This is a genomic window from Streptobacillus notomytis, assembly GCF_001902585.1.
In the GTDB taxonomy this organism is placed as follows: domain Bacteria; phylum Fusobacteriota; class Fusobacteriia; order Fusobacteriales; family Leptotrichiaceae; genus Streptobacillus; species Streptobacillus notomytis.
This window is the reverse complement of record NZ_LKKV01000081.1, coordinates 44,610-57,534: the sequence shown is the minus strand read 5'-3', so window position 1 is coordinate 57,534 and position 12,925 is coordinate 44,610. Positions and strand designations below refer to the sequence as shown.

13 protein-coding genes are annotated in these 12,925 nt (G+C 27.1%); 1 reads left to right on the top strand and 12 read right to left on the bottom strand.

Translation table 11 applies throughout. The features are described from left to right. Nucleotides 1-12: 12 nt before the first annotated feature. From BUE91_RS03630 to rplU, 12 genes are all read right to left on the bottom strand, one after another. A complete protein-coding gene (locus BUE91_RS03630) occupies nt 13-1,317 on the bottom strand; it encodes a thymidine phosphorylase (RefSeq protein WP_066901514.1) in 1,305 nt (434 codons plus the stop codon). Between the two features lie 234 nt (nt 1,318-1,551). Next, the gene (locus BUE91_RS03625) at nt 1,552-2,571 is read right to left on the bottom strand and encodes a BMP family lipoprotein (protein ID WP_073507987.1); all 1,020 of its coding nucleotides are present in this window, start codon (nt 2,569-2,571) and stop codon (nt 1,552-1,554) included. A 106-nt stretch (nt 2,572-2,677) separates the two neighbouring features. Beyond that, nucleotides 2,678-3,538, bottom strand: a complete 861-nt coding sequence (locus tag BUE91_RS03620) for an ABC transporter permease (RefSeq protein ID WP_066901510.1) — start codon at nt 3,536-3,538, stop codon at nt 2,678-2,680. Continuing rightward, entirely contained in the window at nt 3,539-4,630 is a 1,092-nt protein-coding gene (locus tag BUE91_RS03615; protein WP_066901508.1) for an ABC transporter permease, read from the bottom strand. Further along, nucleotides 4,623-6,143: an ABC transporter ATP-binding protein gene (locus tag BUE91_RS03610; RefSeq protein WP_066901506.1), complete on the bottom strand. Its 1,521-nt coding sequence runs from the start codon at nt 6,141-6,143 to the stop codon at nt 4,623-4,625. Before BUE91_RS03610 ends, BUE91_RS03615 begins: the two co-directional genes overlap by 8 nt. 69 nt (nt 6,144-6,212) lie before the next feature. Next, nucleotides 6,213-7,979, bottom strand: a complete 1,767-nt coding sequence (gene uvrC / locus BUE91_RS03605; protein ID WP_073507986.1) for an excinuclease ABC subunit UvrC — start codon at nt 7,977-7,979, stop codon at nt 6,213-6,215. Next, nucleotides 7,979-8,776 carry an RNase adapter RapZ gene (gene rapZ / locus BUE91_RS03600; RefSeq protein ID WP_073508012.1) on the bottom strand — a complete coding sequence of 266 codons (798 nt, stop codon included), beginning with the start codon at nt 8,774-8,776 and terminating at the stop codon, nt 7,979-7,981. The genes uvrC and rapZ overlap by 1 nt, the downstream gene beginning before the upstream one ends. A gap of 10 nt (nt 8,777-8,786) precedes the next feature. Beyond that, nucleotides 8,787-9,914: a D-alanyl-D-alanine carboxypeptidase family protein gene (locus BUE91_RS03595; RefSeq protein ID WP_073507985.1), complete on the bottom strand. Its 1,128-nt coding sequence runs from the start codon at nt 9,912-9,914 to the stop codon at nt 8,787-8,789. 2 nt (nt 9,915-9,916) lie between these two features. After that, nucleotides 9,917-10,564, bottom strand: coding sequence for an endonuclease III (gene nth, locus BUE91_RS03590; protein ID WP_073507984.1), 648 nt, complete (start codon nt 10,562-10,564; stop codon nt 9,917-9,919). Nucleotides 10,565-10,617: 53 nt separating this feature from the next. Beyond that, the gene (gene rpmA, locus BUE91_RS03585; protein ID WP_066901497.1) at nt 10,618-10,908 is read right to left on the bottom strand and encodes a 50S ribosomal protein L27; all 291 of its coding nucleotides are present in this window, start codon (nt 10,906-10,908) and stop codon (nt 10,618-10,620) included. Beyond that, nucleotides 10,905-11,240: a ribosomal-processing cysteine protease Prp gene (locus BUE91_RS03580; protein ID WP_073507983.1), complete on the bottom strand. Its 336-nt coding sequence runs from the start codon at nt 11,238-11,240 to the stop codon at nt 10,905-10,907. The genes rpmA and BUE91_RS03580 overlap by 4 nt, the downstream gene beginning before the upstream one ends. 2 nt (nt 11,241-11,242) lie before the next feature. Continuing rightward, complete coding sequence (gene rplU, locus BUE91_RS03575; protein WP_073507982.1) at nt 11,243-11,539, bottom strand: 50S ribosomal protein L21; 297 nt, start codon at nt 11,537-11,539, stop codon at nt 11,243-11,245. 178 nt (nt 11,540-11,717) lie between these two features. On the opposite strand from rplU, the gene gltS reads away from it, so the two are divergent. After that, nucleotides 11,718-12,896 (top strand): sodium/glutamate symporter, encoded by a 1,179-nt coding sequence (gene gltS, locus BUE91_RS03570; RefSeq protein ID WP_073507981.1) that lies wholly within the window; start codon nt 11,718-11,720, stop codon nt 12,894-12,896. Nucleotides 12,897-12,925 lie beyond the last annotated feature (29 nt).

Sequence of the window (12,925 nt, the reverse complement as noted above, 5' to 3'; positions counted from 1 at the left end):
TTCCTCCTATTTTTATTCTATAATATCTAATATTGGTGTTATTTCTTCTAATTTTTCATTTCCAATAACATATGATTCAAGTATCATCTCTTTTGAAACATTTACTTTACTTTCATCGTTATAATAAATTTTGGCAATTACTTCCCCTTCTTCTACTTTATCTCCTACTTTTTTAAGTATACTAATTCCAACAGCATGATCTATAATAGATTCTTTAGTTTCTCTTCCTGCACCTATAACCATAGCTGCCTTACCTATTTCTTCTGTCTTTATTTTAGTTACTATTCCAGAAGATATTGATTTAACTTCTAAACAATTTTTAGCCGTAGGAAGTAATTTATAATCATTTATTATTTCTGGATTTCCTCCACTTTCTTTAATAAATTTAGCGAATAATTCTAATGGCTTACCAGTTTTAATGATATTATCAATAATTTCTTTTCCTTCTGATATATCTTTAATATCTCCTTTAGCTTTTAACGCAAGAGAAACTATTGTATATACTACTTCTTTTAAATCAGAAGAGACATTTCCTTTTAAAGCTTCTATTCCTTCAATTATTTCTAATGCATTACCAATGTTATGTCCCAGAGGTTCATCCATATTAGATAAAACTACCTTAACTTGTCTATCAGTACCTTTACCTATTGCAACCATCCTTTTTGCAAGTTCTCTTGCAATTTCGATTGTTTTCATAAATGCACCGTCACCAACTTTAACATCTAATATAATTACATCATTTTGTATAGCTAATTTCTTACTCATTATACTACTTGCAATTAACGGTATTGAAGGTACAGTAGCGGTAACATCTCTTAATGCATATATTTTTTTATCAAGTGGAACTATTTTATCACTAGATCCCATTAAACCTATTCCAGTTTTCATAGCAATTTCAGATAATTCTTCTTTAGTATTTGAAAAATTAAAACCTTCTATAGATTCAAATTTATCTATAGTTCCTCCAGTATGTCCTAATCCTTTTCCTGATAATTTAGCTGTAGCCATACCTAATGATGCAAGTATTGGTGCAAGTACAACAGTTACTTTATCCCCTACTCCACCTGTACTATGTTTATCAACTAAAAATTTATCAATTTTTGGAAATTTAATAACATCTCCAGAATCTCTCATAGCCATTGTAAAATCAACTAATTCTCTATCTGACATTCCTTGAAAATATGTTGCCATTAAAAATGATGCAATCTGATATTCAGGAACTTTTTCTTGCATGTATTCATTTAATATGAATTTTATTTCGTCAGTACTTAATTCAAAACCATCTCTTTTATTTTGAATAATATCAACAATTCTCATAACATTTCCTTTCATAAATTAAAATTATACGCTTAATTTACATGTATATCAATTTTGGGACAAAAAAACAGGAAAAAATTCCTGTTTTTTTCTCTTAGGTTGAATTTATTGCAACTAAGTATATTAATAATATTTATTTTATTATTTCTACATAATTTTACCTTTATTTTATTAATTTGTCAATATGCATTATTTGAAAAAAAATCAGGACTTGAGTCCTGATTTTATCTATCCTTATTTTAAAGGACCATTTTCAGCAACTTTAATTTTACCTTCTTTAATTTCATTATTTAAAGCTGCTAATCTATCTATTATTTCTTGTCCAATTACATCTTTAGTGAATTCTAATTCAGTAATTCCAACTCCATCTTCAGCTATACCAAAGTATTGAACACCTGGTTTGAAGTTTCCTTCAAGAACAGCTTTAATAGTTTTGAATACTGCTACATCAACGTTTTTAACCATTGAAGTTAAAATTATTCCAGGAGCTTCAGCATCTTGATTAGAGTCAACTCCTATAGCGTATACACCTTTTTCTTGTGCTGCTTTAAATACTCCTGCTCCAGTAGCTCCTGCTGCATGCATAACTATATCAGTGTTTTGAGCTATTAAGCTTTCTGCTAATTGTTTTCCAGCAACTGGATCATTGAAAGGATTAGATCCATTTACATAAGCTGATAATATTGTTATACTTGGATTAACGTGTCTTGCTCCTTGAATGAATCCTGTAGCAAATCTATGAATAACTGGAGCTTCTACTGCTCCTACAAATCCTAAAACATTAGTTTTTGTCATCATAGCTGCTAAAGCACCTGTTAAGAATGCTCCTTCTTGTTCTCTAAACATTAATGAAGCAACGTTGTCTTTCCCTTCAATAACATCATCTATTAAAGCAAATTTTTGATCAGGATATTCAGCAGCAACTGCTTCTACTGATTCTTTCATAGTGTATCCTACACCAATTATTAATTCATATTCTCCTGTTTGAGCATATTCAGTTAATTGGTTTTTAGCTTCTACTGACGGATCTTTAGGTTCGTATTCTGAAAATTCTATACCTAACTCTGCCTTAGCTTTTTGCATTCCTCTAAATGATGAATCATTAAATGATTTGTCTCCTTTTCCACCTGTTGAATAAACAATAGCTATTTTTTTAACTGGTTGATCTGCAGAAGATTTTTCAGTTTTTGCTCCACATGATAGAACAAAAATGAAAGTTAATAAAACTGTAAAAATTCCAAATAATCTTTTCATTTAAAATTCCTCCTAAATATTTGTTATATCTGATTATACCCTTTTTTTATTTAAAAAGCAATACTAACATTTTAAAATTTTCAAAAGAAAATCTTTGTAATATTTCCTATTTTTCGTAAGGTTTTCCACTTGCTTTAGGTGCTCTTGATTTACGTCCAAACATTACTAAAGCTATTAAAGTTAAAAGATATGGTATCATAGCTAAAAACTCTTGTGGTACACTTCCACCACTTGCTTTTGTAAAGTCTGAAACAGCTTGCCCGAATGCAAATAATATACTGGCAAGTATTGCACCTAATGGATTCCATCTACCAAATATCATTGCAGCTAATGCCATAAATCCACGACCAGCTGACATATTATTTGTAAAGTTTGAAAGTATTACTGTAGTCATATATGCTCCCCCTAATCCTGCATATACACCCGAAAGTAAAACTCCTATATATCTATATTTATATACGTTAATACCAACTGTATCAGCTGCTAATGGGTGTTCCCCAACCGCTCTTAATCTTAATCCAAATATAGTTTTATATACTAAAAAATATGAAGATATCGCTAAGATATAAATTAAACAAATTACTAAAAAGTTATTAGGATGAGTAGACGCTGCTGGAGTAGATCCAGAAGCTTTAAAGATTACTTTAACCAAATATGAAGTTACAGCAACTGCAAATAAGTTAATAGCAACCCCACTTATAATTTGCTCACCTTTTAAATGTATACTTATAACAGCATGAATTAATGACATTAAAGCTCCAACTGTCATACCACATATTATCCCTAAATATGGATTTCCTGTGAAATAATTTACTACTGCTGCAGTAAATGCACCTGTTAACATCATACCTTCAAGTCCAATATTTGTAACTCCAGATAACTCTGATAGACAAGCTCCAACTGCAGTAATTAAAACTGGAGGAGCAACCTTAATTGTTTGTATTAATATTATTTTTAGTGCTTCCATTTATTTCCCCTTTCTCCTATTTAAAAGATACTTAAATAAGTTCTCAGCAGCAACTAATATAATTATCAATGCTTGAATAATAAATACTATTTCTTTATCTATATTAAATTGTCTTTGTAAAGTTTGTCCACCAATTTCAAGTGAAGCATAAAATATAGCTGCAAAGAATATTCCTATAGGATTATTTTTACCTAATAATGCTATAGCAAGACCAGTAAATCCATAATCACCCATAATAAAATCTGTATATCTATATTCAGCAGCACCACCTAAAACTCTTTCAGCTCCACCAAGTCCTGCAACAGCTCCTGCAAGACCCATAGCTATAAATGCTACCAATTTAGGATTAATACCTGCATTTTCAGAAGAAGTTGGATTAAATCCTACTGCTTTAATCTCATATCCTAATCTTGTTTTTTCAAAGAAGAAATATGAAACTATAATTAATACTAATATTATAACAAATCCAAGATTTAAATTTTGCTTAGTTTGCTCATAGAAGAACAATGGTAATCTTGATGCTTCAAATACTTTTTCAGTAATATTATTATTTGTAGTTGGATCTTTTAAAGGTCCATTTGATGGATTTATTAAATATCTTTGTAAATTAATCATAACATAGTTTAACATTATAGTACTAATTACTTCATGTATGTTATATCTTGATTTTAAAAATCCAGCAAGAGATGCCCATAAAAACCCAAATAATGCAGCAAAGAATAAACATATTAATATATTTAAAATACCAAAACTATCTAAATATTTAGTAATAAATGTCCCTGAAATTACTGCTCCTAATCCTCCAGCTACTAACTGACCTTGTACTCCTATGTTAAATAATCCTGCTTTAAAAGCTATCATTACAGCTATAGCTGAAAACATTAGTGGCGTAGCAAAAACTAATGTTTTAGCAAGACCATTAAATGGAAACTTAGGAGATGATTGATAAAGAGAACTTTTAAACATTGCAGCATAAGCTTCAATAGGATTAACTCCTCTTGACATCATTATTAAAGCTCCAGCAAATAACGCTATCATTACAGCTAATAATGATGGTAAAATATTATAAAACGTTTTTTTGAATTTACTCATCTAATTTACCTCCTGCCATTAATATTCCTAATTTTTCCATAGTTGCATCTTTTCTATCTAACAACCCAACTATTTTACCAGAATACATAACAGCTATCCTATCACTTAATGTCATAACTTCTGTAAGTTCAGCCGATACAACAAGTATAGCTTTACCCTTAGTTCTTTCATGTAATATAGTATTGTGTATCATTTCTATAGCACCTATGTCTACTCCTCTTGTAGGTTGAGATGCTATAATAAATTTATTTTCTTTTTCTAATTCTCTAGCTATAACAACTTTTTGCTGATTTCCACCAGATAATCCACCATATATTACAGTTCCATCAACTGGTCTTATATCATATTTTTCTATCATTTGCTTAGTATTTTTAAGAACTTTATTAAAGTTTATTATACCTTTATTTACGTATTTATCCATATCTCCTAAGATTAAATTTTCATTTACTGTAAACTCATCTATAGTAGCTCTTTTATGTCTATCTTCAGGTACATGTGAAAGTCCAGATAACCTAATACTTCTAGGACTACTATTAAGTAATTCTACCCCATCAATAGTATATGAACCTTCTTGTGCTTTTCTAAGTCCAGCTAATACTTCTATAAGCTCAGTTTGACCATTACCTTCAACTCCTGCTATACCAAGTACTTCACCTTCTCTGATTTCAAAAGATATACCTTTTACCTTTTTTGAACCTAGATCATTTAAAGCAACAATATTTTCTACTTTAACTAAAGGTTCACCAATTTTAACTTCCTCTTTTTTAATATCAAATAAAACTTCTCTTCCTACCATCATATTTGCTATTACTTTTTTTGTCGCATCACTAGTTTTTAAATTTCCCACATCTTTTCCACGACGTATAACTGTAATATTATCTGATAAATCTAATACTTCTTGTAATTTATGCGTAATAAATATTATTGTTTTTCCTTCTTTAATTAAGTTACGCATAATTCCATATAATTCTATAACTTCTTGTGGAGTTAAAACAGCACTAGGTTCGTCAAAAATTAATAATTCTGCACCTTTAAATAAAATTTTTAAAATTTCTATTCTTTGTTGTATCCCAACAGATAAATCTCCTACTTTTGCATCTGGATCTATATTTAAACCATATTTTTCAGAAACTTCTATAACTTTTTTTCTTGCTGTTTCTAAATCAAAAAATACCTTGTTTTTTGCTGGTTCAAATCCTAAAACCATATTTTCAGCAACAGTTAATGTTTCAACTAACATAAAATGCTGATAAACCATTCCTATTCCAAGTCTTGCAGCTTCAGTTGGTGTATCTATAGTAACTTCGTTTCCCTTATAAAAAATTTTACCTGATGTTGGATCATATAATCCATTTAAAATTTTCATTAATGTTGATTTTCCAGCTCCATTTTCACCGACGATAGCATGAATTTCTCCAGTTTGTATCTTAAGTGTAATATCATCATTTGCTATGATTTTACCACCGAAGAACTCTTTCCTTATATTATGCATTTCCAAAATATAATTACTCATTGCTTCCTCCTATTTGTTTTTTACATACCGTTATATTATACAACATAAAATATCAAAATGCAAAAACTTCTAAATTTTTTTTATCTCCTGCACCACATTTAGTGGAAGTATATCTAAAAGTTCTTTTTCACTTGCTTCTAAAATATTTTTAACACTTCCAAATTTTAATATTAATTCCTTCTTTCTCTTTGGACCTATTCCCCTTATTTCATCTAAAATTGATTTTATATTTCTTTTTGATCTTAACTTTCTATGGTAAGTTATCCCAAATCTATGAACTTCATCTCTAGTTCTAATTAATATTTTTAAAGCCTCATCATTTTTATCAAATCTGTAAGGTTCGCTCTCTTCTGCTTTAAAAATCAACTCTTCTTTTTTCGCAATGCTAATTATATCTACAAAATCAAATTTTTCTAATTCTTTTAATACTTCTACTGCAACTCCTAATTGCCCTTTACCCCCATCAATTAAAATTACATCAGGTAACTCATCAATTTCAAGTTTTGAATATCTTCTTGTAAGAGTTTCCCTCATCATCATAAAATCATCAGGAGTGTCTTTTACAGTAATCCTAAAATGTCTGTATCTCTTATTATCTGCCTTACCATTAACTGTAACACTCATAGCCGAAACAGCATCTTTACCTTGTATATTAGATATATCAAAACATTCTATAACTTTAGGTAATTTTTTAAGATTTAAAACATTCTTTAAATCAATTAAACCTTTAGATATAGCTCTTTCAGTTCTCATATATTCATCAAGATAATAATTTAAATTCTTTTTACCTAATTCAAGTAAACTTAATCTTCTACTTTTTATTATTGGGGCATGTATTTTAACAACTTTATTTTTTTCAGAAGAAAAATATTTTTCAAACATTTCAATTTTACTTTTATATTTATTTTCTATGATAATGTTTTTAGGCATTTTCTTATTATCATAATATGATAAAAATAATCTTTCAAATATATCCTGCTCTTCATATTTATTATCAACCCTAATATTATTTTTACCAATAATTTTACCATCTCTAATATTTAATATACAAATAAATATATTATTACCAATATTAGTTAATACAAATACATCTTCATCAACTTCTTGACTATGTTCTATTAATTGCGTCTTTATTAAAGCATTTAATTTTTCTATTCTATTTCTAATAACTAAAGCCTTTTCATATTCTAGATTATCAGAACATTCTATCATTTGATTATGTAATTTATCTATAATACTCATTTCCTTATTTTTAAGAAAATTTATCATAGCTTTTGAATTTTCAATATATTTGTTTTCATCTTCAAAATTTTCAAAATATAGGTTTCTATTTAAATTATTGTATCTTAAATTATTTCCTATAATTTTTTTATTATACATATCTATATTAAAATATTGCATATCAAATGCATAAAGCAATAACTTTATCATTTCTTTCATATTAAATGGATATGGACCAAAATAATAAGCTTCCGTACTTTCTTCTAAATGTTTTCTACTTCTAACCACACTTATTTGAGGAATTTTTTCATTTGTTATTTTTAGATATGGATAAGTCTTATTATCTTTTAATAAAATATTATACTTAGGCAAGTATTTTTTTATCAAATTATTTTCTAAAATTAAAGCTTCTAACTCACTATTACATAAAAAAAATTCTATATCATTAATATGTTTCACAAGTTCAAAAGTTTTCATAGATGATTTAGGATTTTTAAAATATGAACTAACTCTATTTTTAAGATTTTTAGCCTTTCCTACATATATTACCTTATCTTTAATATCTTTCATAATATATACACCAGGATTTGTTGGAATGTTTTTTATATCAAACATTATTTTATCTCCCTATGCAATTTATATACCTCATAGGTATTTTTTAATTTATCATATAATTTATTAACTAAAGTAACAGATCTATGCTTACCACCTGTACAACCAATGGCAATATGTATACTATTTTTTGTATTTTTAAGATATATGGGTAATACAAATTCAAAAAAATCATATATTTTTTGAAATAATTCTAAACTTTCATCAAAAGACATGACATAATCTGCTACTTCTTTATCATTACCTGTCTTATACTTTAATTTTTCTAAATAGTATGGATTATCTAAAAATCTAACATCAAAAACATAATTAGCATCTTGGGGAATACCATATTTATATCCAAAAGAAGAAATTAATATCTTTTTCTTTAATAAATAAGTATTTTCTAGTACCTCGCATAACATCTTTGGTGTTAATCCTGTAGTATCTATTTTATTAATATTATAGGTTTTTAATATTGATAAAAATTCTTTTTCAGCATTTATAGAATTTTTTAAATCTGAATTTTTTAAAAATTGATGAGTTTTTCTAAATAACTCATATCTCTTAACAAGTTCTTCACTACTAGCTTCTAAGAATATTACACTAAATTTATTTGACTTAATTACAGTTTTTAATACTTCAAGTTCTTCATTAGATTTAACATATATTCCTACAGCACTTTTTGTATCCTCTTTTATTTCTAATAAATAGTTAATTGGGTAATTTAAACTAACATTATATCCATTATCTTCTAAAAATTTCAATGCAGTTGTTTTACCTGAACCACTAAGCCCAAGTATTAAAATATTTTTATACATAAATACTCCCTTAATATAGTCCAAAACTAATATATCTAAGAATTTTTTCAAACCAATTTAATTTTCTATTTTCATTTTTAGCAAATATAGGTTTAGTTGCAATAATTTTTCCATCAACTTTTACATATAAAGTGGCAATTTCATCATCAATATTTATTTTATCATTTATATCATTTAATTTTATGTCATATACAAAATTTTGCCCTAAGTTAATAAGATTTACATCTTCTTTTATATATCCTTCCAATACTTTATTTTTATAATCTTTTACATCAAATAAATAATACGCTGTATTTTTATCAACTATTTTTTCTAATCTTTCACTTAATTTTGAAAGTATCTCTTTTTGTAAAATATACCTTTGTTTTTCTGTTTCAGAATTAAGTGAAATCGAAATAACTGTTGAATCTCCAATTTTAGACACAACTATTATATTATATCCTGATTCATCATGATAACCTGTTTTTAATCCAACTACTCCATATTCTCCTAATAAACCAATTCTATTATAATATACACGAAGTGGATCTTTACTATTAGGAAAGGTAATACTTTTTTTACTACTATAATCTAAAATATCTGTGTTTTCAATTACATATTTTGTTAATAGATATAAATCTTTAGCTGTTGAAACATCCATTCCAAATCCTTTATTAAGTCTTGGAGGAAGTCCTGCTGGAGATGCAAAATATGTTTTATACATTCCTATTTCTCTTGCTTTTTTATTCATTAAACTAATAAAATTATTTATATCTCCCCTACCTACATATTTTGCTGTTGCATATGAAGCATTGTTAGAAGAAAATACTATCTGTGCTTTTAACAAATCCTCTAAAGAATAACTCTTATCTCCATTCCTTGTAGATATAGAACCTCCTATTATAAAAGCAGTATATTTATCAAATATTACCTTATCATTTAAGGAAACTCTACCTTTTAATATCTCGTCTTTTGCTACTATTACATTCATAACTTTTGTTAAAGAAGCAATGGGAGATATAAGTTCAGAATTAATATCTATAACTTCAGTTCCATCAGTTAAAGCTGTATATACTATAGGTATTCTTTCTTCTTTTTCCATTTCCATACCATAAGCACTTAAAGTAAATGTGCAAATTAATATTAATATTTTTTTCATATCTATACCTTTTCCTTATTTTTTTCATTATACTTGCATAAATGTTTAATTTCACATTCATGACACTTAGGACGTCTGGCAATACATTTATCTCTACCATGTAAAATTAAAAAATGTGAATATTCATACCAATATTTTTTAGGAACTATCTTCATTAGTTCTCTTTCAATGATTTCTACATTATAATTATCAACAAAACCAATTAAATTAGATAATCTTCTAACATGTGTATCTACAACTATTCCTTCTCTTATTCCCCAAAGATCTCCTAAAAGTACATTAGCTGTTTTTCTACCTACACCAGGAAGTTCAATTAATTCTTCCATAGTTCTTGGTAATACACCATTATACTTTTCTAACAACATTTTAGCATTAGCTTTTAAATTTAAAGCTTTATTTTTGTAAAATCCTGTAGATTTAATATATTTTTCTACTTCTTCTAAAGATAGTCTCTCCATGTCTTCTGGTTTTTCTACAACTTTAAAAAATTCTTCTGTAACAATATTTACTCTTTTATCTGTACATTGAGCAGACAAAATTACAGCAATCATTAACTGATATTCATTATTATAGTTTAATGCTATTTTAGGATCTTTAAACTTATCTCTTAATGCTTCAAGAACTTTCTTCACTCTATCTTTTTTAGTCATATATATTCACCTTTAAAAAAAAGCCTTTTATATAAAAAGGCTTTTCTTATTTATTATTTAACTTTTTTCTCTGGATAAATACTTACTCTTTTTTTACCTTTGAATGTTTCAAATTTAACGTAACCTTCAATTAATGCAAATAAAGTATAATCTTTTCCTAATCCCATGTTATTTCCTGGATGGAATTTAGTTCCTCTTTGTCTAACAATTATATTTCCAGCTTTTACAACTTCACCATCATATCTTTTTACTCCTAAATATTTAGGGTTAGAATCTCTTCCATTTTTAGTAGATCCTTGTCCTTTTTTTGAGGCGAATAATTGTAAATTCAACTTTAATATCATTTTTCATACCTCCTAGTTCTAAATTGTACATTTTTTGGATAATCTTTTGCAATGCTTTCAAGAATTAAAGCTAATGATTTAAGTAAACTCTGAGATTTATTCAAATCCTCTTCATCAAGATTTCTTAAATCACAAAAAATATATCCATCTCTCATTTCATAATTCAACTTCTTAACTTTTAACACTTCTATTAATCCATTTAATGTCATAATAGATGTAGCAGAAATTGATGCACAAACTATATCTTCTCCATAGTTATATGCTCCTGTATGCCCTTTAATCAAATAGGATACAATTTTATCTTCTTTTTCAGAAAATTCAATATATGTCATAATTATCCTTTAATATCTTTAACTTCAATTAAAGTATAATGTTGTCTATGACCTTTTTTTCTGTAGTATGTTTTTTTATCATATTTAAAGTTGATAACTTTTTTACCTTTACCATGCTCTTTAACTTCAGCTACTACTTTAGCTCCCTCAACTAATGGTGATCCAACTTTATCTCCTACCATTAATACTTCTTCAAATGAAACTTCAGTTCCAACTTCTACGGCTAATTTTTCAACTTTTAATAATGAACCTACTTCAACTTTGTATTGTTTTCCTCCAGTTTTAATTACTGCAAACATCTGTTCACCTCCGAAATTATAAAATCGCTGCTTTAGGTATTAGCCACCTAATACATGCGTATATAGTATAATATCATATTTAATAATAACTGTCAATTGATAATATTTTCAATTTAAATATAATATAATTGATTTTTTTACATTAATATTGTATCATAGTATTTATTTGGAGGTATTTATGAGATATATAATTGAACTTGATATGATACAAACAATAGGTATTGCCGTAATATTTTTAATTTTAGGTATAAAATTAAAAAAAAGAGTAATCCTATTACAAAAATATTGTATCCCCAATCCCATTATTGGAGGAATAATATTTTCAGGAATATCGTTAATTTTAAGATATTTAAAAATTGTTGAATTTAATTTTGACACTACATTACAAAACTTTTTTATGATAATGTTTTTCACTAGTATTGGATTTAATGCTAGTTTCAAATTACTTACAAAAGGTGGAGTTAAACTTATATACTTCCTATTTGTTGCAGTTTTATTAATATTTTTCCAAAATGGAGTAGCATTAATAGTAGGTAAATTTTTAAACATTAATCCATTAATAGCATTAATGACTGGATCAACTCCTATGACAGGTGGACACGGAACTTCTATTGCAATATCTGAAAGTATAAAAATAGATGAATTAAAAACTATAGCAATTGCTTCTGCTACTTTTGGTACTGTTATTGGTTCATTAATAGGCCCTCCACTTGCTAAAAGATTGATACAAAAGTATAATCTTAAATCTCATGATGAAGTAAATGACATAGTAGAAGAAGATAATGAGATACATGAACTTGATGAAGAGAAATTTGCAAAAGCTTTTTTCATTTTACTTTTATCAATGAGCGTAGGAACAATATTAAATATTTGGTTTAAAAAAATAGGTTTAGAAATACCAGTTTATATAGGCCCTATGTTTGTAGCCTCAATAATTAGAAATTTATTTGATGTACTATATAAAGAAATTCCTTTAAAAGAAATACAAACACTAGAGGGTATATCGCTTAGCTTATTCTTATCTGTGGCTCTAATATCACTAAAATTATGGCAATTATTTGATCTAGCTGGACCACTATCTATACTGTTATTAGCTCAAGTTATTACTATATATTTATTTATAAGATATATTACATTTAATATTATGGGTGGAAACTTCGATGCTGCAGTTATTTCAGCAGGACATATGGGGTTTGGTATGGGTGCTACACCTAATGGATTAGCAAATATGAAATCTATAAACGAAGAATTTGGTTATTCAAAACTTGCATTCTTAGTTGTGCCTATAGTAGGAGCATTATTTATAGATTTTTTCAATATTAGTATTATAACATTTTTTATACAATATTTTGGTTAAGAAAACAAAAAGCCTGGAAACAGGCTTTT